This is a genomic window from Halomonas sp. OfavH-34-E (assembly GCF_024124525.1).
In the GTDB taxonomy this organism is placed as follows: Bacteria; Pseudomonadota; Gammaproteobacteria; order Pseudomonadales; family Halomonadaceae; genus Halomonas; species Halomonas litopenaei.
On sequence record NZ_JAMXRY010000006.1, the window covers coordinates 16,063 to 40,498 of the forward strand.

The window sequence follows — 24,436 nt, forward strand, 5'->3', positions numbered from 1 at the left end:
ACCGCCGGCAGTCGCCCGCATTTACTGAACCATTGTCGAATTCCCGAGAGGTGCCCATGTCCCGCAATCCGCTGCTAGAACGCCACACCCTGCCGCCCTTCGGCGAAATTCGCCCGGAGCACGTCGCCCCTGCGGTGGAAGCACTGCTCGAGGAGCTGCGCGAAGGCGTCGAGAAGCTGGTGGCCGAAGCCGAGCGCGACACCCCCAGCTGGGACAGCCTGGCGGCGCCGCTGGAAGAGATGAGCGATCGCCTGGCCCAGGCCTGGTCGCCGGTATCGCACCTCAACTCGACCATGAGCACACCGGAGCTGCGCGAGGCCCACGACGGCTGCCTCGAGAAGCTCTCCGCCTACAGCACCTGGATCGGCCAGCACGAAGGCCTGTTCCGCGCCTGGCAGGCGCTCAAGGACAGCCCGGCCTTCGCCGAGCTCGACGAGGCTCGCCAGCGCTCGGTGGACAACGCCCTGCGTGACTTCCGCCTGGCCGGCGTCGACCTGCCGGCAGACAAGAAACAGCGCTCGGCGGAAATCCGCACGCGCCTGTCGAGTCTGTCGAGCACCTTCTCCAACCAGCTGCTTGACGCGACCCAGGCCTGGGCGCTGGAACTCGACGATGACAGCCGTCTGGCCGGCCTGCCCCAGAGCGCCCTGGACACCCTGGCGGCCAACGCCGAGGCCAAGGGCAACAAGGGCTATCGCATCACCCTGGACTTCCCCAGCTTCTTCCCGGTGCTGAGCTACGCCGAAGACCGCGAACTGCGCCGTGAGGTCTACACCGCCTTCGTCACCCGGGCCTCCGAGAAGGGCCCCAACGCAGGCGAGTACGACAACGCCCCGATCATGGAAGAGACCCTGGCGCTGCGCCGCGAGATGGCCGAGCTGCTGGGCTTCTCCAGCTACGCCGACTACTCGCTGGCGACCAAGATGGCCGACAGCCCCAGCGAGGTCATCGGCTTCCTAGACGACCTGGCCAGACGGGCCCTGCCCCAGGGCCAACAGGAATTCAGCGAGCTCGAGGCCTTTGCCCGTGACGAGCTGGGGCTCGAGGAACTCGCCCCCTGGGATGTGGGCTACGCCAGCGAGAAACTGCGCGAGGCCCGCTACGCCATCTCCCAGGAGCAGCTGCGCCCCTACTTCCCTGCGCCCAAGGCGGTCGCCGGGCTGTTCAGCGTGGTCGAGCGCCTCTACGGCGTGCAGGTCGAGCAGGATCCCGACGCCCCCAGCTACCACGAGGACGTCAGCTTCTACCGGGTGCTCGAGAACGGCCAGCCCATCGCCGGCTTCTATCTCGATCTCTACGCCCGGGAAGGCAAGCGCGGCGGCGCCTGGATGGACGAGTGCCGGGTGCGTCGTCTTCATGGCGTCGAGCTGCAGCTGCCGGTGGCCTACCTGACCTGCAACTTCACCCGCCCGGTGGGCGACAAGCCGGCGCTGTTGACCCACGACGAGGTCACCACCCTGTTCCACGAGTTCGGCCACGGCCTGCACCATATGCTCACCCGCCAGGAGGTGGCCGACGTCTCGGGCATCAACGGGGTGGCCTGGGACGCGGTGGAATTGCCGAGCCAGTTCATGGAGAACTTCTGCTGGGAGCGTGAAGGACTGGACCTGATCTCCGGCCACGTCGACACCGGCGAGCCGCTGCCCGACGAGCTGTTCGACAAGCTCACCGCAGCCAAGAACTTCCAGTCCGCCATGGGCATGCTGCGCCAAGTCGAGCTGTCGCTGTTCGACTTCCGCCTGCACCTGGAGCCGGCCGCGCCGTCTGCCGCCGACATCCAGGCGCTGCTGGACGATGTCCGCGCCAAGGTCTCGGTGGTACCGCGAGTCGAATTCAACCGCTTCCAGAACAGCTTCGGCCACATCTTCGCCGGCGGCTATGCCGCGGGCTACTACAGCTACAAGTGGGCCGAGGTGCTGTCCGCCGACGCCTGGAGTGCCTTCGAGGAGGCCGGCACCTTCGACGCCGAGACCGGCACTCGCTTCCGCCGCGAGATCCTCGAGCAAGGCGGTGCCAGGGATGCCGCCGAACTGTTCAAGGCCTTCCGCGGCCGCGAGCCGAGCATCGAACCGCTGCTGCGCCACAGCGGCATCCGCGCCGCCTGACCACCCGTCTCGTCGACGCCCCCGCCGCCAGCGGGGGCGTTGCCATTTGTGGAGACCGACATGACCGTCAAGAAACGCTTTATCGCCGGCGTCGTCTGCCCCCGCTGCGCCGCCATGGACCGTATCCGCGCCTGGGAGCAGAACGGCGTGCGCTACCGTGAGTGCGTCAGCTGCGACTTCTTCGAACAGCTACCGATCGAGGACGACGTGGTCGAAGAGCTCGCCACCCGGGTCAACCAGGACTCCGAAGCCCCCGCCACTGAAGAGATCCAGCCGGTTCGCATTCTCGACCCCGGCAAACGCCACTGATCCAGCACGCGACGCTTTTACGCCCAAGGGTGTGCGGATATCCGCACACTCTAATTCGGCAAACGTGCGAAACTTCGGACAAAGACCTTGACGACATTTTCGACCAATGTCTAAAGCGCCTTTTATAACCAACTGATTTACAGATAAATCCTTGGGTCGGGCACACCCCTTGCGATACCTCTTGCGTTGACCGACGTCCGGTCAGGCTCGGTCTTGGCGTCTAGGCTTGAGACCGCAGCACGATAACCACAACGTCCATCGCATTGGGAGACATTGCATGAGCACCTCTACCCGGCTCCTCACCGGCGTCCTCGCCACCACCTTCGCCGGCACCCTGCTGGTGTCCGCTGCCGCCCAGGCAGACCGTGAAGACTGGCCCGAAAGCTTCACCGTGGGCACCGCGAGCCAGGGCGGCACCTACTTCGTCTACGGCTCCGGCTGGGCCAACCTGGTCGCCGACCAGCTCGGTCTATCCGGCGGCGGCGAAGTCACCGGTGGTCCGACCCAGAACCTGGCGCTGGTGCACGGCGGCGACGTGGCCTTCGGCCTGACCACCATGGGTCCCGCCTCCGACGCGGTGAACGGCAAGAGCCCGCTGGCCCCCGGCGTGAAGATGGACAACGTCTGCGCCATGTTCCCGATGTACGAGACCCCGTTCTCCATCACCGCCCTGTCCGACAGCGGCATCACCTCGATCTCCGAGATTCCCGACGGCGCTCGTATCGGCTTCGGCCCGGCAGCCTCCACCTCCGACACCTACTTCCCGGCCATCCTCGAAGAGCTGGGCGTCAACTTCGATCGCCGCAACGGCGGCTGGTCTGACCTGGGCGGGCAGCTGCAGGACGGCCTGCTCGACGTGATCGCCTTCGCCGCCGGCATTCCGATCCCCGCGGTCAGCCAGCTCGAGGTGCAGACCGACGTCAACATCGTCGAATTCACCGAGGAAGAGCAGCAGCAGGTCCTCGACAAGTTCCCGGTCTCGGCCTTCCAGATCCCGGCCAGCACCTACACCACCCTCGAGGAAGACGCCCGTGCGGTGTCCATGTGGAACTTCGCCATCGCCGGCTGTGACCTGCCCGAGGACTTCGTCTACGAGGTCACCAAGCTGACCATGGAAAACAACGACAAGATGCTCGACGTGCACCGCAGTGCCGCGACCACCATTCCCGAGAACATTCAGTACAACACCGTGCTGCCGTTCCACCCCGGCGCCGCGCGCTGGTACGAGGAAAACGGCTACGAGATCGATCCGTCCATGATCAAGCAGTAATCAGGATCACCCGCCCGCGGCCAGTCCGCGGGCGGGCACCCGGCCGGTCGTCCGTTTCTCAAGGTATCGTTCCATGACCCACACCCCAGATTCTCCCCGCGACGAGGATGCGGCCGACGCTTCGGTCGAACCCATCGTCGCCTCGGGCGTCGACGACGAAGCCGTCGAACCCAATCGCCGTGTCTTCCAGGGCGGCAAGTGGTGGCTGTTCGGCGTGCTCGCCGTGGCCTACACCGTCTTTCATCTGGTCTCGCTCAATATCTACCCCATCGAGACCTGGTCGTTTCGCATCATCCATATCGCCGGCGCGCTGATCCTCGGCTTCGGCCTCTACACCGGCTCGCGCTTCGTCGAGGACGGCCAGGACGGTGCGCCGCGCTGGGCCAGCGTGATCGCCCTGGCGTTGCTGCTGCCCGCAGGCTACGCCCTGATCCAGGTGGTGCTGATGCAGCAGACCATGGCCGGCGGCGCCATGCGCATCGAGCCGGCCATCGAAAACTGGCACTACGGCGCACCGCTGATCCTCGCCACCGTCGGCGCCATTGCGCTTTCCTGGTTTCCCCGTCAGGCCCGCCACCAGTTGCTGCTGGCCGACGTCGTGTTGATGGTCTGCGCCGCCGCCGTGGCCGGCTACCTGCTGGTGGTCTTCAACAGTCCGCTGCGCGCCTCCACCGGCACCTCCTTCGCGCCCATGGGCATCAGCTGGGCCGCCATCTCCGGCTCGCTGCTGATCCTCGAGCTGACCCGCCGCGTCGCCGGTCTGGCGCTGGTGGTGATCTCCGCCATCTTCCTGGCCTACGTCTTCATGGGCCCCTGGCTGCCGGGCTTCCTCGGCTACCCGGGACTGTCGCTGGGGCGCTTCTTCAGCCAGGTCTACACCGACGCCGGCATCCTCGGCCCGACCACGGCGGTGTCCTCCACCTATATCATCCTGTTCATCATCTTCGCGGCCTTCCTGCAGGCCTCCAAGGTCGGTGACTACTTCGTCAACTTCGCCTTCGCCGGCGCCGGTCGCGCCCGTGGCGGCCCCGCCAAGGTCTCGATCTTCGCCTCCGGCCTGATGGGCATGATCAACGGCACCAGCGCCGGTAACGTCGTGTCCACCGGCTCGCTCACCATCCCGCTGATGAAGAAGGTCGGCTATCCGGCCAGAAGCGCAGGCGCCATCGAGGCGGCCGCCTCCACCGGTGGCCAGATCATGCCGCCGATCATGGGTGCCGGCGCCTTCATCATGGCCGAGATCACCGGTATTCCTTATACCGAGATCGCGGTGGCCGCCTTGATCCCGGCGATCCTGTACTTCGCCTCTGTCTACTTCATGGTCGACTTCGAGGCGGCCCGCAAGGGCATGCGCGGCATGCGCAAGGAAGAGATTCCGCAGTTCTCCAAGCTGATCAAGCAGGTCTACCTGTTCGCCCCGATCATCATCCTGATCACAGCGCTGTTCATGGGTTACTCGGTGATCCGCGCCGGCACGCTGGCGACCGCCTCCGCCGCGGTGGTGAGCTGGCTGTCACCCCACAAGATGGGCATTCGCTCCATCCTGCGGGCCCTCAGCCTGGCTGGCACCATGTCGATCCAGATCATCGCGGTATGTGCCTGTGCCGGCCTGATCGTCGGCGTCATCGCCCTGACCGGCGTCGGCGCGCGCTTCTCGTCGCTGCTGCTGGGCCTGGCCGGTGTCAGCCAGCTGCTGGCGCTGTTCTTCGCCATGTGCATCTCGATCCTCTTGGGCATGGGCATGCCCACCACCGCCGCCTACGCGGTAGCCGCCTCGGTGGTCGCCCCAGGCCTGATCGACATCGGCATCCAGCCGCTGGTGGCGCACTTCTTCGTGTTCTACTTCGCGGTGGTCTCGGCGATCACCCCGCCGGTGGCGCTGGCCTCCTACGCGGCGGCGGGTATCTCCGGCGACAACGCCATGGGCACCTCGGTGGCCTCGTTCAAGATCGGCCTGGCAGCCTTCATCGTGCCGTTCATGTTCTTCTACAGCCCGGCCATGCTGATGGAAGGCGACTGGCCCCAGATCCTGAGGGTCGGCACCACCGCCACCATCGGCATCGTGCTGCTGGCGGCCACCGTCCAGGCCTGGTTCTTCGGACCGGTGAAGGCCTGGCAGCGGCTGGTGATGCTGATCGGCGCCCTGTGCCTGATCTACGGTGGCATCGTCACCGACCTGGCAGGGCTGGCCATCGCCATCGGCCTGTTCGTGATGCAGCGCGCCAGCGGAGGCGGCACCCGCAGCGCCACCGCAGGCTGAACCCCGCCCCCCTTTAACCCCGCACCTTGAGCCCCGCCCTCTGGCCCCGCCCCATGGCGGGGCTTTTTCGTGCCTGGGACTCCCCTCATGACGACGGCCGCCCGCCGTTAGCCTGCGCCCAACCGCCAGGCTTCTTCGTTTCTCTACCCTCCCCCAGAACGACGACGGCCCCGCACAGGGCGGGGCCGACGTTCTTGTTGTTGTGGTCGCGACTGGCTAGCGCGACCCGTCCAGCGTTGTTGTTGGTGTCATGAGCGGCCGGTGATGTTGTCGACGATCTTCAGCGTCGGCTCGGCCTGGTTGAGGGTGTAGAAGTGCAGTCCCGGGGCGCCGCCGTCGAGCAGGCGCTGGGCCAGGCGCGAGATCACCTCTTCGCCGAAGTCGGCGATGGCGGCGCTGTCATCACCGTACGCCTCGAGCTGCTTGCGAATCCAGCGCGGGATCTCGGCACCGCAGGCGTCGGAGAAGCGCGCCAGCTTGGAGTAGTTGGTGATTGGCATGATGCCGGGGATGATCGGTGCTTCCACGCCAAGCTGGCGGGCCCGCTCGACGAAGTGGAAGTAGGCGTCGGCGGTGAAGAAGTACTGGGTGATCGCCAGATTGGCACCGGCATTCATCTTGCGGGCAAAGTTCTGCAGATCCGACTCGAAGCTCGCCGCCTGGGGGTGAGACTCCGGATAGGCCGCCACCGCAATCTCGAAGTGATCGCCGGTCTCCTCGCGGATGAACTCCACCAGCTCATTGGCGTAGCGCAGCTCGCCGATGCCGCCCATGCCGGAAGGCAGGTCACCGCGCAGGGCCACCAGGCTGTTGATGCCCTGGGCCTTGTAGTCGGTCAGCAGCTCGCGCAGCTGGGCCTTCTCGCTGCCGACGCAGGACAGGTGCGGCGCGGTGGTGATGCCGCACTCGCGCACCGCATTGACGGTGGCAAGGGTGCGATTCTGGGTGGAACCGCCGGCACCGTAGGTGACGGAAAAGAACCGCGGGTTGCGCTCGGCCAAGAGGTCCCGGTTGCGCATCAGCTTCTCCCGCCCGGCGTCGGTATTCGGGGGGAAGAATTCGAAGCTGATGCCCAGCGGGTGCTCTTGTGCGCTCATCTCGGGGTCCTCGTGAAGCGTGTCGGGCTACCGCAAATCGGCGGCCGTAAAGGTGATGGGTGCCATTGTGACGACTCGGCCTCACCCCGACCAATGAAAGTTTCGCGGGTAAACTTCAATTCTCTTCATATAAGAAAGGGGAGACTCATAACCATCTGTTCTAAAAAATGACCTCGGCAGCCGGCCCGGGCTGACACCGGCGCGCCCAGACGGCATGATACGGGGCCTGGCACCCAAGGATGATGAACATGGCCGTCGACCCGACCTCGCTGATGGGCCCCCTGTGGACCCTGCTCGCCTTCGTCGCCCTCGGCGTCCTGTCCGCCAGGCGGCTCAAGGTCGACCCTCGTCCCATCGCCACCCTGCTGATCTACCTGATCGCTCCGCTGACCTTCTTCCGCGCGCTGGTACTGGGCGGTCCGACGCCGGCCTACCTCGCCCTGACCGCCGCCCTGTTCGTGATCGCAAGCCTGGTGGCCATGCTCATCAATCGGCTGGGCAAGCGCTGGCTGGGGGATGAGGAAGGCTCGGTGCTGGCGTTTTCTGCCGGCACCGGCAACACCGGCTACTTTGGTCTGCCGGTGGCGCTGGTGTTGCTGCCCCCCTCCGGCGTCACCCTGTACCTGTTCTGCGCACTCGGTGTCACCCTTTACGAGTTCACCGTCGGCTTCTATCTAAGCGCCCGCGGCCGCTTTACGGTGCGCGACAGCCTGCTCAAGATCGCCAGGCTGCCGCTGATCTACGCCTTTCTGGCGGCGCTGCTGGTGGAAGGGGTCGGCGTGACGGTGCCAGCGGCGGTGACCGATGCCATGTCGGTGTTTCCAGCGACCTACACTCTGCTCGGCATGATGATCATCGGCATGACCCTGGGCCGTGTTTCCGTGCGCTCGCTGGATGGGCGCTTTATCGGCGCCTGCGTGGCGGTGCGTTATGCGCTGTGGCCACTGCTGATGCTCGGCGCCGTCCTGTTGCTCAAGGCCACCACCGGGCTGTCACAGGACATGGCGCTGGCGCTGCTGTTGATCGGGGTGGTGCCCATGGCCGCCAACGTGGTGGTAGTGGCCATGGAGCTTGGCATCGCGCCCGAGAAGGGCGCCCTGGCGGTGTTGATCACCACCCTGGCCGCGCCGCTGGTGATCCCGCTGTACCTGAGCGGGATGCTGGGACTGGTGCAGTGAAGCTGAAAGGCGAAAGTCGCTAGCGCCGAGAGTGACTAACGGGGAAACACGGGCGCGACCAATACCGCCTTGCCGGAAGGCCGCGATCTCAGACGCTCCACGTAGGCTCGGACATTTGGCGCCTCCTCCATCAGCGAGGCGGCGGGCGGCGTGGCCTCCAGATAGTCGAGCATCGGCGCCGCCAGGGCATCGGCCAGGGTGAAGCCATCACCGACGAGAAAGTCCCTCCCCGCCAACTGGTGCTCCAGGATGGCCAGTATCCGTGCCACCTCCGGGGCCGCCTCGCGTACCCGGTCTTCCCTCACCTCGCCATTGGGCCCCTTGGGAAAGACCAGTTCCAGCAGGTAGTGCCGCACGATGGCCTGGTCGGCCTGGGTGGCCAGCGCAGCACACCACTGGTCCACCTGGGCCCGCGTCCAGTCATCCCTGGGTAGCAGGTCGGGCCCATCGAAGGCGCCCTCCAGGTAGCGGCAGATGGCAACGCTCTCGTACAGGCGTCGTTCGCCGTGAATCAGCACGGGGATCTTGTCGAAGGGATTGAGTGCCTTGAACTCCGGTGAATGCAGCTCGACCCGACGCCCCTCAACCTCCATCCCGACACTGTGCTCGATGCCCTTCTCGTGACACACCAGCACCACGCTGCGCACGAAGTTCGAGAACGCGGGACCCACGATATGTACGCTTGCCATGCCAACCTCCTGGTTACCAGACGAAAAACCGCCGGCGCTTACCGATATATACGCCGACGTGTGTGCAAGTCGTGCTCGCTCGTCTTGCAGCATGGCCGCTGACACCATATGTTCAATAACATATTCTGCCATCGGAGACGGCCCATGCCCTGGAGCCGCGAACGCAAGCACGAGACCCGCACCCGCATCCTCGACGCAGCTGCCCGCTGCTTTACCCGAAAAGGCTACGATGCCGTCAGTATCGACGAGGTGATGGCCGCCGCCGGTCTGACCCGGGGCGCCTTCTACGCCCACTTCGACAGCAAGTCGACGCTCTACGCCAATGCTATCCGTCATGCTGCCAGGCGCGGGGCCATCGCGCTCGATCACCTCGAAAGTCGAGAAGCCCGCATCGAGGCCTACTTGAGCCAGTCTCTCGCCAAGGACGAGGCAACCTGCCCACTGGCCTGCCTGGTCAGCGATGTGGCACAGCGCGACGAGCAGGTGCGCACCACCTATACCGCCCTGCTGGAAGGCTTCCTGACGCGCTTTGTCGACACCTCTGACATGGACACCGACACGCGAAAGCGCGCGCTCGGCCAGACGATTGCGATGATCGGCAGTCTGGCCATGGCGCGTACGGTCAATGACCCGCGGCTGGCGGAAGAATTACTGGAGGTTGGCAGAGCACTGGCAAAGGCCAATGCGCTACCCGTCAGTCGGAGCGGCGTTGTCGGCCAGGAAGCCTGAAGAAAACGACTGAGCAAGGCCGGTAAAGCGAACGGATACAACACGAGCGATGGGGGAAGCCTCTCAGGCCCCCGCCAGGGCGCCCTCGGGGCAGGCGCGGGGCATCGAAGGCTCGGCCTCGATCACCTGCCCTTCCCAGTCGATCAGCGCCAGGCTGCCGTCGGGACGCTCGATCAGCGCCGTGCAGTGCTCCACCCAGTCGCCGTCATTGCAGTACAGCACGCCGTCCTGGGCGCGAAATCCGGCCTTGTGAATATGCCCGCCGACGTAGCCATCGAGTCCTTCCCGGGCCGCCTGGTGGATGGCCGCCTGCTCGAACTGTTCGACATAGCGCTGGGCCGCGCCGATGCGCCCCTTGACCGCCGCCGCCAGCGACCAGTAAGGCAGGCCCAGCAGGCTGCGCGCCTTGTTGCACCAGCGATTGAGCGACAGCACAAACTGATGCATGCCATCACCCAGCGCCATCAGCCAGGGAGCCAGGCGCACATGGGTATCGAACTCGTCGCCGTGGCTCACCAGCAGACGGCGACCATCGGCGGTCTCGTGGATCGCCCGGCGCTCGATGCGCACCCGGTGCATACGGATGCCACACAGCTGACGCAAGGCCGCGTCGTGGTTGCCGGGGATGTAGATGATCTCGCAACCGCCCTTGGCCAGGCGCAACAGTCGCCCCACCAGACGCTGCTGCTCCGCCGGCAGTGACGCCCGACGGTGCATGGCGATAAGGTCGATCACATCCCCTACCAGATACAGGCGCTCCGGACGCACGCGGCGCAGCAGCCGCGACAGCAAGGCGGCCTGGCAATCCCGGGTGCCGAGGTGAAGATCGGAAATGAACAGGGTACGAGCGGTCAGTGATGTGGCCATGGGCAGTCTCCTGTGACGCCCACCCAGCCTGTCCTGTCCCGGTGACACTGCCGTGGCGCGACCATGACGAAACGATGACCGGTGCCGTCCCCTGCCCCGCTATTCCCCAGGCTCGCCCCAGGCTGACTACCCAGCCCTGATTCCCTGCCCCCTATCAAGGCTGGCGGGGCTCACAGCCCCCTATCCGGCAAGCCTCAGTAACGATAGTGGTCGGGCTTGTATGGCCCCTCCACCGGCACTCCGACGTACTCCGACTGGGCCTCGGTCAGCTGGGTGATCACGCCGCCAAAGCCCTCCACCATGTAGCGTGCCACCTCCTCGTCGAGATGGCGTGGCAGCACCGTGACATCGATCATGCCGTCGCGCTCGTCGGGGCCCAGCTCGGCGAAACGCCGGGCGTACAGGTGCATCTGTGCCAGCACCTGATTGGCGAAGGAGCCGTCCATCACCCGCGAGGGGTGGCCGGTGGCGTTGCCCAGGTTGACCAGACGCCCCTCGGCCAGCAGGTAGATCACATTGCGGCTGTCGGGATCGTACGTCTGCCCCGGCCCGGCGTCACGGTAGATCTTGTGCACCTGGGGCTTGACCTCCTCCCAGAGCCATTGCTTGCGCATGTAGGCGGTATCGATCTCGCTGTCGAAGTGGCCGATATTGCAGACCACCGCGCCATTCTTGAGAGCGCCCAGCATGGCGGCGTCACAGGCGCCGATATTGCCGGTGCAGGTCACCACCAGGTCGGTCTTGCCGAGCAGTTCGAGATCGAGACTGTCGACGCCACGATTGACACCGCCACGATAGGGGGAAACCACCTCGAAGCCATCCATGTAGGCCTGCATGGCACAGATCGGGTCGATCTCGGCGACCCGCACGATCATGCCTTCCTGGCGCAGCGAGGCCGCCGACCCCTTGCCCACGTCCCCATAGCCCATCACCAATGCCTGCTTGCCCGCCAGCAGGTGATCCAGCCCACGCTTGATGGCGTCATTCAAACTGTGACGGCAGCCGTACTTGTTGTCATTCTTCGACTTGGTGACGGCGTCGTTGACGTTGATGGCCGGCACTTTCAAGGTGCCTGCCCTGAGCATCTCGAGCAGTCGATGGACACCGGTGGTGGTCTCTTCACTGATGCCGTGGATGGCGTCAAGCTTGTCCGGATGTCGCTCGTGCAACAGCAGCGTCAGGTCACCGCCATCATCCAGCACCAGATTGGGGGTCCAGCCGTCGGCGCCATCCACCGTCTGCTCGATACACCACCAGAACTCGTCCTCGCTCTCGCCCTTCCAGGCAAATACCGGGACGCCTGCTGCGGCGATGGCCGCGGCGGCGTGGTCCTGGGTGGAAAAGATGTTGCAGGACGACCAGCGTACGCTCGCACCAAGGTCGACCAGGGTCTCGATCAGCACCGCGGTCTGAATCGTCATATGGATACAGCCGGCGATACGTGCGCCCTTGAGCGGCTGGACCTCACGGTACCGGGCTCTGAGGGACATCAAGGCCGGCATCTCGCTTTCGGCGATGCGAATCTCGCGGCGCCCCCAGTCGGCCAGGCCGATATCGGCGACCCGGTAGTCATCCTGACGCTGAGCCCACTGCGCCCTTTGCGAAGCCTCGGTCGGAGTCATGCTCGCCTCCTGCTGGTTATCCAGCCTTCACTATAGGAGTCACTATGGCGGACTCGCCAACCAGGGCGCTGCGTCGATCTCTAGCCGGGCGCCAGCATCACTTTTCAGTCGAGTCGCTGAGGGAGAAGCTGGTGCGCGGTGTGAGGGACTAGCTGGAGGGCGGTTCGAAGGGCTATGAGAAGGGCTATGAGAAGGGCTAGCTGAGCCCGGCGTGGCAATCGAACGTGTCGCGTCATCGTCGAAGGCCCCGACGAAGCCAGCAATACCGGCGTCGGCCAGTTGCCGCGCCAGGGCGACGACCTCGGGATGCGAAAGAAACGCTCGCCAGCGCCTGGCGCCAACATCACCGACGCCGGGGCGGCGGCGCCAGCCGGCTGCGTCCAACGCCGACAGCGTGCGCCAGGAGTCGTGCTCGGAGATACCCCCGGCCGCGGGCGCTCCCAGGGCCCTTAGCCACCGCGAGAAGCTGCGATGACTGGTCTCGGAGAAGGCAACACCAAGACGCTCTGCGGTGACCTTGCCGATGCCGCTTGCCTGGGCCAGTCGCTCTGGCGACAGTTCCCGCCAGTCCAGCAACCCCGCCACCAGGCCGGCGTCCACCAGCGCCTTCCAGGTGCCTTCCCCGACGCCGTCGAGATCCAGCGCCGATGAATCACTGAGCCAGGCCAGGCGAGCCAGAAACTGCTGCCGACACTCCGGGGTCGGGTGCCAGCAACTCAGCAGGTGAAAGTCCGATTCCGCGGGAACCTCGAGGTCAGGCCTCTCGGCTGCGCGCCAGGCCACCCCCTTTAGCTGAGGGATGATCAGCCCGGCCAACTCGATGATCACCTGATCGCCGGGCCGCAGATCCCACTCACGCCAGCGTGACAGGCTCCCCAGGCTGACCTGGCTCAGCCTGCGTCCATCCACCTCCACCGGCACAAGCCGGGCCACCGGGGTGATGCGACCGCTGCGACCAATGCGGAACGCTATGTCGGCTACCTCCGCCAGGGCCTCTCGCGGAGGATACTTCCAGGCCAGTGCCCAGTGCGGCGGCTCGGCCTGCCAGGTCACACCGTCGGGCCTGCGCCCACGCCGTAGTACCACGCCATCGGTGGCGAAGGGCAGCGGCGAGCGATACCAGCGCTCGCGCCAGGCGGCGGCGTCCTCCTGGGATTCAACAGGGTGGGTGTATCGCGATATTTGACCCAGGCCCAGGTGCTCGAGCCCTGACAGTCGATCCTCGAGCCCCCGCGGCCCCATCGGCCAGGACCAGACGAACAGACCGATACGCTGGCCCAGCGCAGGGGACAACTCATCGCGGGCAAGCCAGCCGGCCACATGGGAGCGTGCCCCTGCCCCGCCATCCCGTTGCTGGACATGATCTTCAAGGCGCTCATACAGCTCACCCTGAAACACCAGACCATCGCCGTCGGCAAGCGACTGCCAATCACCTGCCAGGCGCTGGGGAATCGACGGGATGACCGCGGCATGGCGTGTCCAGTCCTGGCCGGTCCGCCCGTCCCCACGACTGTACACGCCCGCCAGGCGGCCTCCGTGATAGACAAGACTGACCGCCACACCATCCACCTTGGGCTGAATCCAGACATCGGTAGCGCGGTCGGCCGGTGCCGCAGGCGGCGAGCCTGGACCTTCAGTCACCAGCCAACGCTTCACCTCGGCGGCGCCCTGCGCCTTGCGAAGCCCGGTATGCGCCACAGGGTGGCGCTGCCAAGGGGTGGCACTATCCACTGTCGGCGCGGAAGACCTATCCTTGAAGTCCGCCACCTCGAGCTCGGGAAAACAGCGCTGGAGTTCGCGCCACCGACGTTCGGTCTGGTCGAACACATCATCGCTGACCGGCGAGCTGCCGTCCTTGCGGTAGGCCTGCTCCCACTGCCGCAGGTGGCTGGTCAACTCGGTGATGCGACTGGACGCCATGCTCGCCGTCCAGTCAGGACAGCTGGCGTTGGCCCACGAAGGCAGGACCAGCGACACCACGAACAGCAGGCATCGCCAGCTGGCTGAGGAACGGTGAGACGAGAGGATGGTGCTTTTCTGACAAGATACGAAACTCTGACAGGAGACGAGACGCCCGGCCATCTGGCCCTCCTTGGTCACGACCGAAGGTCACCATCGCAGACCACGACCTGACATGACGGCCGAACGCCTCGGCCGAACGCCTCGACCGATCGGCACGTTCGAACGGCGTGATCAGACGGCATACCTGAACGGCGCGGCTGTACGGAGAGCCCGTATGCTGAGGTGCTACTGGCGACGCTTTCTCAGATGGCGATCGGTACGTCGTACCGACCACCATGTCAGCACCAGCAACGGCGAGGTGATGGCGACGCCGAGCAGCACCTGTTGACCGATGCTCATAATCGAATATCTCCCAAGGGTTCGCTCTCGAACATCGTTGCATCATGCCCCAGGCACGAAAGGCGCTGCGTCGACAGCACAAAGGCGGGCACGCTCAGTGCAATGACGATGACGGCGGTCAAGAGTCCCTGGTGCTGAAGCAGAATCATCATGATGGCGGCGGCAGTCACCAGGAACGTTGCCAGTGCGGCGGTAGCCTCCAGCGCCAGCTTGGTCATGAATAGCTCACGATACTGGAGATAATCATCGTCACCTTCCGGCGATACCACGTCATGGGAGTATCGCCCTCCAGCCTCGGTGGTCCCGTCATCGCCAGCCCCCTTGCGCGACGGCGACTCCTTGCGCCAGAGTTCCTGCTGTGACGCCAGCCTGGTTCGCGAGCAGGTCGGGTCCGCGTGAAGACGCTGAAAGTGCCCCTGATGATGGCGCTGATAGAAGTGATAGTGGTGCCTTGCTTCGCCCATCTTCTGATCCCCCTGTCGTTGCTACCGTCTTGGCGCAGCGCTCATGTCCCTGATCCTGTCTCACCCGCACATCGGCTCTTCTTCGTGCCGCCCGGGGCACCAGCCAGTATTCCTGTCACGGGCGCTATGGCCTCTTTCCATCGTGCCGACCACACCATCGTGCCGGCCACACTTCAATCGCGGCCAAGACATGTGCTTCCACGAACCGCCTTCTGTCCAGCGCCCCAAATGCCAAGGACATGGATATATACCGACGTCCAACTCACACAGGCCATATATGCCTGTCGCCGAAAGCGCCTCTTTCCTGACATCTTTCAGGCGGCTCGCCGGCGTTTTTTATCGCTAATCATTCTCACGTTCTGGCCGCCTTCCAACCGATTTTTTCCAGCCGCTGCCTAACCAATTCACAGCCACTTAGTGACCGCTTTCTCACCGCTTTTCCGGCGACGTGGGCGTCACTTTCCCGTTCAGGCCACTTGGCCGCCGATGGTTCTTGAACAGCGGTTTCCCGACAGCGGTTTCTCGACAGTGGTTTCTCGACAACGATCTGGCGATGGACAACGACACATCGAACCTTTGACTACCGAGAACCAACGACCATCACTGGCTGCCTGACAGATGATGACGCGCTGATGCGATACCGCGCTGCCGACTAAGCGGCATCTGCATCCTGTCTCCATCTAATATTAGATTAGCCGTGAGCCAAAGGCTTCTCCGCCCGCATGCGCGGATATGAAAAGGAATGAGATGATGTCGCCGTTTGACGCATAACCCGGCGACAAAGAGGTAGGCAAAGACGCACAATCACCACCAGGTCACCAGAAGACTTGCGACCGCTCTGCCAACGTCTCTTCGCACATTCGCGGCCCCCCCGCCGCCACAATGCGACAAGGCCCGCCTGGCGAACCAGGCGGGCCTTGTCATGTCGGCAGGCGCGGACACCGTGCCGATACTGTCGGATGAGGGCTCAGATACCGGCGGCGGCGCGCAGAGCGTCGGCCCGGTCGACCTTCTCCCACGGGAAGGCGGTAAAAGTCTCGGTGTGGATCTCGCCTTCGGTATCGGTCCAGCTATAGCTGGTCTCGAAGGGCTCACGGCCAAAGTGACCGTAGGCTGCGGTCAGCTGATACATGGGATGCAGCAGATCCAGCATGCGAGTAATGGCATTGGGGCGCAGGTCGAAGTGATCGCGCACCAGCTCGACGATACGTTCGTCATCGATACGACCGGTGCCGAAGGTGTTGATCGACACCGAGGTCGGCTCGGCGACACCGATGGCGTAGGACACCTGGATCTCGCAACGCTCGGCCAGTCCCGCCGCTACCACGTTCTTGGCCACGTAGCGGCCGGCGTAGGCGGCGCTGCGGTCGACCTTGGACGGGTCCTTGCCGGAGAAGGCACCACCACCATGTCGCGCCATGCCGCCGTAGGTGTCGACGATGATCTTGCGCCCGGTCAGGCCACAGTCACCCACCGGGCCGCCGATGACGAACTTGCCGGTCGGGTTGATGTGATAACGCGTGCTGTCGGACAGCCACTCCGCCGGCAGTACCTGCTCGATGATCTCGCGCTGGACCATCTGGCGCAGCTGCTCCTGGTCGATGTCCGGATCATGCTGGGTGGACAGCACCACGGCATCGACCGCGCAGGGCTTGCCGGCATCGTCGTAACGGAAGGTCAGCTGGCTCTTGGCATCGGGACGCAGCCAGGGCAGCAGGCCACGCTTACGCAGCTCGGCCTGGCGCTCCACCAGCCGATGGCTGTAGTGGATCGGCGCCGGCATGTAAGAGTCGGTTTCGTTGGTGGCATAGCCGAACATCAGGCCCTGATCACCGGCGCCCTGATCCTCGGGCTTTTCGCGATCGACGCCCTGGGCGATTTCGACGCTTTGCTTGCCGATCAGGTTGAGCACCCCGCAGGTCTCGCCGTCGAAACCGACGTCGGAGGAGGTATAGCCGATATCCATGATCACCTTGCGCACCAGCTCCTCGAGATCCACCCAGGCGGAGGTGGTGATCTCGCCGGCCACGATGGCGACACCGGTCTTGACCAGGGTCTCGCAGGCCACACGGGCATTCTTGTCCCGCGCGATCAGGGCATCGAGCACGGCATCGGAAATCTGATCGGCAATCTTGTCCGGGTGTCCTTCGGACACGGACTCGGAGGTAAACAGGGAGTATTCGCTCATGGCGTCCTCGACCCTCTGTAGGATAATCGGCAGGCGGGCCTGGCAAGATGGAAACGGGAGCGACCGTGATCGACGATCGCACTATGCAGATTCCGCGTGGACCTGGCGGGACGAAATTCTACACGCTCGACCGTCCGGTTCCTAGCGACAGGCCGGGCCATGGCAGACCCTGCCAGGCATGGATCAAGTCCCCGGCATTTGATGGATCTGTCATTTCCGGCGACAATATGTCCCCGATCGATCCGCGCCGCCCCTCCCGCCCTCGTTGTCCACAGGCACGACAGGCGGCGCCTATCCTTGACGCCGCTGCGCCGCCCCCACCGGGCAGGCCAACGTCAGATTGCCACTTTGCCCCAGGCGAGGAGCCCTCAATGCCGTCCCGTTTCGAACTGGCCAACGCCATTCGCGCCCTTTCCATGGATGCCGTCCAGAAGGCCAACTCCGGCCACCCCGGAGCCCCGATGGGTATGGCCGATATCGCCGAGGTGCTGTGGAACGACTACCTCGTTCACAACCCTGACGATCCCAAGTGGGCCGATCGCGACCGTTTCGTGCTGTCCAACGGCCACGGCTCCATGCTGCTGTACTCCCTGCTGCACCTGTCAGGCTACGACCTGGGTCTGGAAGAACTGCAGAACTTCCGCCAGCTCCACGCAAAGACCGCTGGTCACCCCGAGTACGGCTACGCTCCCGGCGTCGAGACCACCACCGGCCCCCTCGGCCAGGGCCTGGCCAACGCCGTCGGCATGGCCATGGCAGAGCGCACCCTGGCGGGTCAGTTCAACCGCCCGGGCCACGAGATCGTCGACCACTACACCTACTGCTTCCTCGGCGACGGCTGCCTGATGGAAGGCATCTCCCATGAGGTCGCCTCGCTTGCCGGCACCCACCAGCTCGGCAAGCTGATCGCCTTCTACGATGACAACGGCATCTCCATCGACGGCGAGGTCGAAGGCTGGTTCACCGACGATACCGCCAAGCGCTTCGAAGCCTACGGCTGGCACGTGGTACCGGCGGTGGACGGGCACAAGCCCGAGGAGATCAAGGCCGCCATCGAGATGGCCCGCACCCAGCAGGATCGCCCGACCCTGATCATCTGCAAGACCGTCATCGGCTTCGGCGCCCCCAACAAGCAGGGCAAGGAAGAATGCCACGGCGCGGCACTCGGCGAAGAGGAAGTCGCAGCGGCGCGCAAGCAACTCGACTGGCCCCACGCGCCCTTCCATATCCCCGAGGATATCTACCAGGGCTGGGACGCCTGCGAGCGTGGCCAGAAGCACCAGGCCGACTGGCAGGCTCGCTTCGAGCGCTACCAGCAGGAGCACCCGGAGCTGGCCCGCGAATTCCTGCGTCGCCAGAAGGGTGAATTGCCGAGCGAGCTCAACAGCGAAGCGCTGGTCGAGGCCGCCCAGCAGAAGGGCGAGTCCGTGGCCTCGCGCAAGGCCTCGCTGAACTGCCTCAACGAGCTCGGCCCGCAGCTGCCGGAGCTGCTGGGTGGCAGCGCCGACCTGGCGCCTTCCAACCTGACCTTCTGGAAGGGTGCCGAGGCCATCAGCGCCGAAGCAGCCGGCGGCAACTACCTGCACTACGGGGTACGCGAGTTCGGCATGGGCGCCATCATGAACGGTATCGCCCTGCACGGCGGCTTCGTGCCCTACGGCGCCACCTTCCTGATCTTCATGGAGTACATGCGCAACGCCGTGCGCATGGCGGCGCTGATGAACCAGCGCGCCATCTTCGTCTACACCCACGACTCCATCGGTCTGGGCGAGGACGGCCCGACCCACCAGCCGATCGAGCAGCTGACCAGTCTGCGTACCACCCCGAACCTGTGCACCTGGCGCCCCTGCGATGCGGTCGAGACCGCTGCCGCCTGGGCCCACGCGGTCAAGCGCAGCGCCGGCCCCACCGCGCTGGTACTGTCCCGTCAGGGCCTGCCCCACCAAGAGCGCAACAAGAGCCAGCTGGCCAACATCCAGCGTGGTGGCTACGTACTCAAGGACAGCGAAGGCACCCCTGAGCTGATCCTGATCGCCACCGGCTCCGAGGTGACACTGGCCATGCAGGCCGCCGAATCCCTGGAAGCCGAAGGCAAGCAGGTGCGCGTGGTATCGATGCCGGCCACCGACGTCTTCGACAGCCAGGACGCCGACTACCGTGAGTCCGTCCTGCCGCGCAGTGTTCGCGCCCGTCTGGCCATCGAGGCAGGCCATCGCGACTACTGGAGCAAGTACGTGGGCCTCGACGGTGACACCATCGGCATGTCCAGCTTTGGCGAGTCGGCCCCGGCGGGCGACCTGTTCAAGCACTTCGGCTTCACCGTGGACAACCTGGTGGAACGCGCCAAGGCGCTGCTGGGTTAAGTCCAGCGCGGGCCGGCACGCCCGGCCTGTTGCGACCGAAAGCGTGACCAGCAGAAACGAGCAGGGGCACGGCTTACGCCGTGCCCCTGCTGTATCTAGCGACCTTGATGGTCGGCCTAGGCGGCCTGATCCTCTATCCTGCGCGGTTGTTGAGGCAGGCTTGGATCAGGCGATGGTGACATCCGGCGCCAGATAGACGTCCTGAATGGCGTTGAGCAGGCTTACCCCGTCACGCATCGGCTTCTGGAAGGCCTTGCGACCGGAGATCAGGCCCATGCCACCGGCCCGCTTGTTGATCACCGCGGTACGCACCGCCTGGGTCAGATCGCCTTCTCCGGTGGAGGCACCGCCGGAGTTGATCAGCCCGGCACGCCCCATGTAGGCGTTGGCCACCTGATAGCGGGCCAGATCGATCGGGTGATCGCTGGTCAACTCGCTGTAGACCTTCTCGTGGGTGTTGCCGAAGCCGATGGTGCGATAGCCATCGTTGTTCTCGGGCAGCTTCTGCTTGACGATGTCCGCCTTGAGCGTCGCCGCCAGGTGGACCGCCTGACTGGTGAGGTCGGAGGCCACGTGATAGTCGGTGCCCTCATGCTTGAAGGCCGGGTTACGCAGATAGGCCCACAGCACCGTCACCATGCCCAACTCGTGGGCGCGCTCGAAGGCCGCGCTGATCTCTTCGATCTGGCGACGGCTCTCGGGGGAACCGAAGTAGATGGTCGCACCCACGGCGACGCACCCCATGTCGAAGGCCTGGTCGACCTCGGCGAACAGGGTCTGATCGTAGATCGCCGGATAGGTCAGCGTCTCGTTGTGGTTCAACTTGAGCATCATCGGGATGCGGTGGGCATAGCGGCGCGCCACCGACGACAGGCCACCCAGGGTAGAAGCCACGGCGTTGCAGCCGCCCTCGATCGCCAGCTCCACAATGTTGGCCGGATCGAAGTAGATCGGGTTGGGTGCGAAGGAGGCGCCAGCGGAGTGTTCGATCCCCTGATCCACCGGCAGGATGCTGAGGTAACCGGTGCCCCCCAGACGGCCATGGTTGAACATCGTCTGCATGCTGCGCAGCACCGCCGGCGAGCGGTCGGAGTCCATCATCACCCGGTCGACGAAGTCCGATCCCGGCAGGTGGAGTTGCTCCTTGGCGATACCGCGACATTCATGAGTCAAAAGGTCCTCTGCCTCGGCACCCAGCCAGCTGGCAATATCACTCATCATCAATCTCCCTGTCATGCCCGACCCAGTCGGGCGGTAGGCGAATAGTCAGTCTACACAGGGTAGCGGATGACGCGCTGCAACGAGAGCCCCTGCTGACCAAGGCACCATGAGTCGGCACAATGGCTCAATTCCCCTGGCCCCGGCCAGTGACAATGACCCAAGAGGATTGCAATGTCCGTGTTACGAGGCTTTTTATGGCTTTCGCTGCTGTGGCTGGTCGGCGACCTGGTGGTCAGCCTGGGTGAACTGCCGCTGTCCCCCGGCGTCGTCGGACTGATGCTATTGACTGGTGTCTTCGTACTACGAGGCCGCATGCACGAAGACGTGGCAGCGGCGGCACAGCCGCTGATCATGCTGCTGGCGATGCTGATCATGCCCGGCGTGGTCGGGGTGTTCTGGGTGCTCGACCAGATCTCGGGGCACTGGCTCGCCGTAGGGCTGGCGCTGACCCTGGGCACCCTGCTGAGCGTTGCCAGCACCCTGTGGCTGATGCGCCGCCTGCTGCCGGCGACGCCCTCCGAGGCGACCACCACCGCCCAAGGAAAGACCTCATGAACCTCGCCGTGGTCGATCACCTCGATACCCCAATGCTGGCCATCGCCCTGTCCATCGGCGCCTACTTGGCCGGCATGGCGCTGTTTCGGCGGCTCGGCTCTCCCGGCTGGTGCCCGCCGGTACTGCTGGCCTCGTTGCTGCTCGCCGCGACGCTCAAGGCGGCCGGCATCGCCTACGTCGACTATCGGCAGGGCGCCCAGTGGCTGATGCTGTTGCTGGGCCCGGCCACGGTGGCCCTGGCGGTACCGCTCTACCAGCAGATGCACCACATACGCGCGTTGTGGCGGCCGCTGCTGGTCTGCCTGCCGGTGTCGACGGTGCTGGCCGCCTGCTATGCGTTGCTAATCGCCTGGGCACTGGGGGCGCCGCCGGAACTGCTGGCCTCGCTGGCACCCAAATCGGTGACCGCTCCCATCGCCATGGGCATCACCGAGCGCCTGGGCGGCTCGGTGCCGATCCTGATGGGGGGATTGTTGATCACCGGCGTCGCGGCCACCGCCTGCGTCAGCCTGTTTGGCCGGCTATTGAAGATCACCGATCAGCGCCTGCTGGGGCTGGCACTGGGCATCAACGGCCACGCCATCGGTACTGTGCGCGCCTTCGAGCTGGGCCCCACCGCCGGTGCCTTCGCTTCTCTCGGCATGACGCTGACCGGGGTGCTGACGGCACTGATGATGCCGCTGGCCTGGCGCCTGGCCGGCATGCTCGGCTGAACCGATTCAGCTTTATTTTTATGCTACCTGCGCGGTTTTATGCCCAGTGTGACGCCGCTGGAGCCGCGACGCGCGGGGCGATTTGAGATAGACTTTCGCGCCTGTGTCCATCCCTCCGTGGAGAGTATCGAGCCCCATGGCCCAGCGTATTGCCATCAATGGCTACGGCCGCATCGGCCAGTGCGTCCTGCGAGCCCTCATCGAACGCAACGACCCCAGCTTCGAGGTGGTGGCGATCAATGAGCTCTCGGGACTCGATACCATTACCTACCTGACTCGCTACGACACCACCCACGGGCGCTTCCCCGGCCGGGTGGAAAGCAGCGACGGCCACCTTATCATCAACGGGCATGCGATCCGGGTGCTGTCCGAAGAGGACCCTGACCTTCTGCCCTGGCGGTCACTCGGCATCGACCTGGTGCTGGAGTGCTCCGGCAGCTTCAAGGATCGCGCCACCGCCGAGCGCCATCTCGCGGCAGGGGCCGGCCGGCTGTTGTTCTCCCAGCCGGCAGAAAGCGACGTCGACGCCACCATCGTCAGCGGCATCAATGACGACGACCTGACGCCCGACGTCCGGGTGGTCTCGGCAGCGTCCTGCACCACCAACTGCCTGGTGCCGATCCTGACCGTGCTCGACGAGGCGCTGGGCATCGAGCACGGTGTGACCACGACCATTCACTCGGCCATGAACGACCAGCCGGTGATCGATGCCTACCACCAGACCGATCTGCGCCTGACCCGCTCGGCGATGCAATCCATCGTGCCGGTGGACACCGGCCTGGCCCGAGGCATCAATCGCCTGATGCCGCACCTGGCGGAGCGCTTCGAGTGCCTCCATGTACGGGTGCCGACGATCAACGTCTCGGCCATGGACATGTCCATCTGCGTCAAGCGCGATACCTCGGCCAGCGAGGTCAATCGACTGCTGCGCGAGGCCAGCGAGTCACGGCTTCCTGACCTGCTGGGGTATACCGAGGAGCCCATGGCGTCCATCGACTTCAACCACGATCCCCGCTCCGGTATCGTAGACGCCACTCAGACGCGGGTGGCCGGTGGCCGCCTGCTCAAGCTGCTTTGCTGGTTCGACAACGAATGGGGCTTCGCCAACCGCATGCTGGACGTGGCCGGGCGCCTCGCCAGCCTTCCCCGGGTTCCCGAGCGATGACACTTCCACTGACCAGCCGTTGCCATTCGCTGTCTCCCTCAGACTTTCCAGACGAGGATCTGCCGACATGAACGTGCGCAAGATGACCGATCTCGACCTCAAGGGTCAGCGGGTACTGATTCGCGAAGACCTCAACGTACCTGTCAAACACGGCCAGGTGACCAGCGATGCCCGTCTGCGCGCCAGCTTGCCGACCATCAAGGCAGCTCGCGACGCAGGTGCCAAGGTGCTGCTGATGAGCCACCTGGGCCGCCCCACCGAAGGCGAGCCCGCCGACGAGTTCACCCTGGCACCGGTGGCGGCCTACCTCGGTGACCTGCTGGACTGCCCCGTGCGCCTGGTGACCGACTATCTCGAGCAGGAACCGAGCCTGGAAGACGGCGACGTGGTACTGCTCGAGAACGTGCGCTTCAACCAGGGCGAGAAGAAGGACGACGAAGCCCTGGCCAAGCGCTACGCCGAGCTGTGTGACGTCTTTGTGATGGACGCCTTCGGTACCGCCCACCGTGCCCAGGCCTCGACCCACGGGGTGGCCCGCTTCGCACCGACCGCCTGCGCGGGCCCCTTGCTGGCCGCCGAACTCGATGCCCTGGAAAAGGCGCTGGCGACTCCCAGGCGCCCGATGACCGCCATCGTCGGCGGCTCCAAGGTCTCGACCAAGCTCGAGGTGCTCAACGCCCTGTCCGAGAAGTGCGACCAGCTGATCGTCGGCGGCGGTATCGCCAACACCTTCATCGCCGCGGCGGGTCACAACGTCGGCAAGTCTCTTTACGAGGCCGACCTGGTGGACAAGGCCAAGGCGCTGATGGCCAGGGTCGAGATTCCGCTGCCCACCGATGTGGTCGTGGCCACCGAGTTCTCCGACTCCGCCGAAGCCGTCACCAAGCCGGTGGACCAGGTCGCCGACAACGAAATGATCCTCGACATCGGCCCGGAAACCGCCGCCCGCCTGGGCGACATGCTCAAGAGCGCCGGCACCATCCTGTGGAACGGCCCCGTCGGGGTGTTCGAGATCGACCAGTTCGGTGGCGGCACCGAGGCCCTGTCCAAGGCCATCGCCGAAAGCGACGGCTTCTCCATCGCCGGCGGCGGTGACACCCTGGCAGCCATCGACAAGTACGGCATCGCCGAGCAGGTGTCCTACATCTCCACCGGAGGCGGCGCCTTCCTCGAGTACGTCGAGGGCAAGGAACTGCCGGCGGTCAGCGCCCTCGAGGCGGCCGCTCGCTGAGGTTTGCCGAAAAAGCAGCGGCGCTCGCCGATGCTTTCTACCAAGCCTA

At 65.1% G+C, this 24,436-nt stretch carries 19 protein-coding genes; 11 read left to right on the top strand and 8 right to left on the bottom strand.

Annotated features, from left to right (window positions below):
• Positions 1-56: 56 nt before the first annotated feature.
• From prlC to NH448_RS04095, 4 genes are all read left to right on the top strand, one after another.
• Entirely contained in the window at positions 57-2,105 is a 2,049-nt protein-coding gene (prlC, locus tag NH448_RS04080; protein ID WP_253028424.1) for an oligopeptidase A, read from the top strand.
• Positions 2,106-2,165: 60 nt separating this feature from the next.
• Positions 2,166-2,414 (top strand): YheV family putative zinc ribbon protein, encoded by a 249-nt coding sequence (locus NH448_RS04085; protein WP_045992232.1) that lies wholly within the window; start codon positions 2,166-2,168, stop codon positions 2,412-2,414.
• 277 nt (positions 2,415-2,691) lie between these two features.
• Positions 2,692-3,684, top strand: a complete 993-nt coding sequence (locus NH448_RS04090; RefSeq protein ID WP_045992233.1) for a TAXI family TRAP transporter solute-binding subunit — start codon at positions 2,692-2,694, stop codon at positions 3,682-3,684.
• A 73-nt stretch (positions 3,685-3,757) separates the two neighbouring features.
• Complete coding sequence (locus NH448_RS04095) at positions 3,758-5,944, top strand: TRAP transporter permease (protein WP_213227310.1); 2,187 nt, start codon at positions 3,758-3,760, stop codon at positions 5,942-5,944.
• 248 nt (positions 5,945-6,192) lie between these two features.
• Here NH448_RS04095 and metF read toward each other — a convergent pair whose 3' ends face one another.
• Entirely contained in the window at positions 6,193-7,041 is an 849-nt protein-coding gene (gene metF, locus NH448_RS04100) for a methylenetetrahydrofolate reductase [NAD(P)H] (RefSeq protein WP_222516151.1), read from the bottom strand.
• Between the two features lie 248 nt (positions 7,042-7,289).
• Here metF and NH448_RS04105 point away from each other — a divergent pair, with 248 nt between their 5' ends.
• Positions 7,290-8,219 carry an AEC family transporter gene (locus NH448_RS04105; protein ID WP_253028425.1) on the top strand — a complete coding sequence of 310 codons (930 nt, stop codon included), beginning with the start codon at positions 7,290-7,292 and terminating at the stop codon, positions 8,217-8,219.
• Positions 8,220-8,254: 35 nt separating this feature from the next.
• Here the strand turns inward: NH448_RS04105 and NH448_RS04110 are convergent, their stop codons facing one another.
• A complete protein-coding gene (locus tag NH448_RS04110; protein ID WP_253028426.1) occupies positions 8,255-8,908 on the bottom strand; it encodes a glutathione S-transferase family protein in 654 nt (217 codons plus the stop codon).
• Positions 8,909-9,052: 144 nt separating this feature from the next.
• Between NH448_RS04110 and NH448_RS04115 the strand changes: the two genes are divergently transcribed.
• Positions 9,053-9,637 (top strand): TetR/AcrR family transcriptional regulator, encoded by a 585-nt coding sequence (locus tag NH448_RS04115; protein WP_253028427.1) that lies wholly within the window; start codon positions 9,053-9,055, stop codon positions 9,635-9,637.
• 63 nt (positions 9,638-9,700) lie between these two features.
• On the opposite strand, the gene NH448_RS04120 is transcribed toward NH448_RS04115, so the two are convergent.
• From NH448_RS04120 to metK, 5 genes are all read right to left on the bottom strand, one after another.
• Positions 9,701-10,504, bottom strand: a complete 804-nt coding sequence (locus NH448_RS04120) for a UDP-2,3-diacylglucosamine diphosphatase (RefSeq protein ID WP_045992239.1) — start codon at positions 10,502-10,504, stop codon at positions 9,701-9,703.
• Between the two features lie 194 nt (positions 10,505-10,698).
• Positions 10,699-12,126, bottom strand: coding sequence for an adenosylhomocysteinase (gene ahcY, locus NH448_RS04125; RefSeq protein WP_253028428.1), 1,428 nt, complete (start codon positions 12,124-12,126; stop codon positions 10,699-10,701).
• Between the two features lie 42 nt (positions 12,127-12,168).
• Positions 12,169-14,208, bottom strand: coding sequence for an NAD-dependent DNA ligase LigB (gene ligB / locus NH448_RS04130; protein ID WP_253028429.1), 2,040 nt, complete (start codon positions 14,206-14,208; stop codon positions 12,169-12,171).
• A 275-nt stretch (positions 14,209-14,483) separates the two neighbouring features.
• Positions 14,484-14,951 carry a hypothetical protein gene (locus NH448_RS04135; protein WP_108449996.1) on the bottom strand — a complete coding sequence of 156 codons (468 nt, stop codon included), beginning with the start codon at positions 14,949-14,951 and terminating at the stop codon, positions 14,484-14,486.
• 967 nt (positions 14,952-15,918) lie between these two features.
• Entirely contained in the window at positions 15,919-17,139 is a 1,221-nt protein-coding gene (gene metK / locus NH448_RS04140) for a methionine adenosyltransferase (RefSeq protein ID WP_045992242.1), read from the bottom strand.
• A 371-nt stretch (positions 17,140-17,510) separates the two neighbouring features.
• Between metK and tkt the strand changes: the two genes are divergently transcribed.
• Complete coding sequence (gene tkt / locus NH448_RS04145; RefSeq protein ID WP_253028430.1) at positions 17,511-19,502, top strand: transketolase; 1,992 nt, start codon at positions 17,511-17,513, stop codon at positions 19,500-19,502.
• A gap of 165 nt (positions 19,503-19,667) precedes the next feature.
• On the opposite strand, the gene NH448_RS04150 is transcribed toward tkt, so the two are convergent.
• Positions 19,668-20,720: a class I fructose-bisphosphate aldolase gene (locus tag NH448_RS04150; protein WP_045992244.1), complete on the bottom strand. Its 1,053-nt coding sequence runs from the start codon at positions 20,718-20,720 to the stop codon at positions 19,668-19,670.
• Between the two features lie 174 nt (positions 20,721-20,894).
• On the opposite strand from NH448_RS04150, the gene NH448_RS04155 reads away from it, so the two are divergent.
• The 4 genes from NH448_RS04155 (at position 20,895) to NH448_RS04170 (ending at position 24,387) form a co-directional block, all read left to right on the top strand.
• Positions 20,895-21,278, top strand: coding sequence for a CidA/LrgA family protein (locus NH448_RS04155; protein ID WP_045992245.1), 384 nt, complete (start codon positions 20,895-20,897; stop codon positions 21,276-21,278).
• Positions 21,275-21,991, top strand: coding sequence for an LrgB family protein (locus tag NH448_RS04160; RefSeq protein WP_045992246.1), 717 nt, complete (start codon positions 21,275-21,277; stop codon positions 21,989-21,991). Before NH448_RS04155 ends, NH448_RS04160 begins: the two co-directional genes overlap by 4 nt.
• Positions 21,992-22,127: 136 nt before the next feature.
• On the top strand, positions 22,128-23,156 hold the full coding sequence (locus NH448_RS04165) for a glyceraldehyde 3-phosphate dehydrogenase NAD-binding domain-containing protein (protein WP_045992247.1): 1,029 nt from the start codon (positions 22,128-22,130) through the stop codon (positions 23,154-23,156).
• Positions 23,157-23,223: 67 nt separating this feature from the next.
• Positions 23,224-24,387, top strand: coding sequence for a phosphoglycerate kinase (locus NH448_RS04170; protein ID WP_253028431.1), 1,164 nt, complete (start codon positions 23,224-23,226; stop codon positions 24,385-24,387).
• Positions 24,388-24,436: the final 49 nt, after the last annotated feature.

What these genes read in the sequence shown, in the direction of transcription:
- NH448_RS04115 (WP_253028427.1), top strand. Translation starts at nt 9,053, where the DNA reads ATGCCCTGGAGCCGCGAACGCAAGCACGAGACCCGCACCCGCATCCTC.
- NH448_RS04085 (WP_045992232.1), top strand. Translation starts at nt 2,166, where the DNA reads ATGACCGTCAAGAAACGCTTTATCGCCGGCGTCGTCTGCCCCCGCTGC.
- NH448_RS04090 (WP_045992233.1), top strand. Translation starts at nt 2,692, where the DNA reads ATGAGCACCTCTACCCGGCTCCTCACCGGCGTCCTCGCCACCACCTTC.
- ahcY (WP_253028428.1), bottom strand. Translation starts at nt 12,126, where the DNA reads ATGACTCCGACCGAGGCTTCGCAAAGGGCGCAGTGGGCTCAGCGTCAG.
- NH448_RS04105 (WP_253028425.1), top strand. Translation starts at nt 7,290, where the DNA reads ATGGCCGTCGACCCGACCTCGCTGATGGGCCCCCTGTGGACCCTGCTC.
- metK (WP_045992242.1), bottom strand. Translation starts at nt 17,139, where the DNA reads ATGAGCGAATACTCCCTGTTTACCTCCGAGTCCGTGTCCGAAGGACAC.
- NH448_RS04110 (WP_253028426.1), bottom strand. Translation starts at nt 8,908, where the DNA reads ATGGCAAGCGTACATATCGTGGGTCCCGCGTTCTCGAACTTCGTGCGC.
- NH448_RS04150 (WP_045992244.1), bottom strand. Translation starts at nt 20,720, where the DNA reads ATGAGTGATATTGCCAGCTGGCTGGGTGCCGAGGCAGAGGACCTTTTG.
- NH448_RS04120 (WP_045992239.1), bottom strand. Translation starts at nt 10,504, where the DNA reads ATGGCCACATCACTGACCGCTCGTACCCTGTTCATTTCCGATCTTCAC.
- NH448_RS04165 (WP_045992247.1), top strand. Translation starts at nt 22,128, where the DNA reads ATGGCCCAGCGTATTGCCATCAATGGCTACGGCCGCATCGGCCAGTGC.
- NH448_RS04170 (WP_253028431.1), top strand. Translation starts at nt 23,224, where the DNA reads ATGAACGTGCGCAAGATGACCGATCTCGACCTCAAGGGTCAGCGGGTA.
- NH448_RS04135 (WP_108449996.1), bottom strand. Translation starts at nt 14,951, where the DNA reads ATGGGCGAAGCAAGGCACCACTATCACTTCTATCAGCGCCATCATCAG.
- tkt (WP_253028430.1), top strand. Translation starts at nt 17,511, where the DNA reads ATGCCGTCCCGTTTCGAACTGGCCAACGCCATTCGCGCCCTTTCCATG.
- NH448_RS04155 (WP_045992245.1), top strand. Translation starts at nt 20,895, where the DNA reads ATGTCCGTGTTACGAGGCTTTTTATGGCTTTCGCTGCTGTGGCTGGTC.
- ligB (WP_253028429.1), bottom strand. Translation starts at nt 14,208, where the DNA reads ATGGCCGGGCGTCTCGTCTCCTGTCAGAGTTTCGTATCTTGTCAGAAA.
- NH448_RS04160 (WP_045992246.1), top strand. Translation starts at nt 21,275, where the DNA reads ATGAACCTCGCCGTGGTCGATCACCTCGATACCCCAATGCTGGCCATC.
- NH448_RS04095 (WP_213227310.1), top strand. Translation starts at nt 3,758, where the DNA reads ATGACCCACACCCCAGATTCTCCCCGCGACGAGGATGCGGCCGACGCT.
- prlC (WP_253028424.1), top strand. Translation starts at nt 57, where the DNA reads ATGTCCCGCAATCCGCTGCTAGAACGCCACACCCTGCCGCCCTTCGGC.
- metF (WP_222516151.1), bottom strand. Translation starts at nt 7,041, where the DNA reads ATGAGCGCACAAGAGCACCCGCTGGGCATCAGCTTCGAATTCTTCCCC.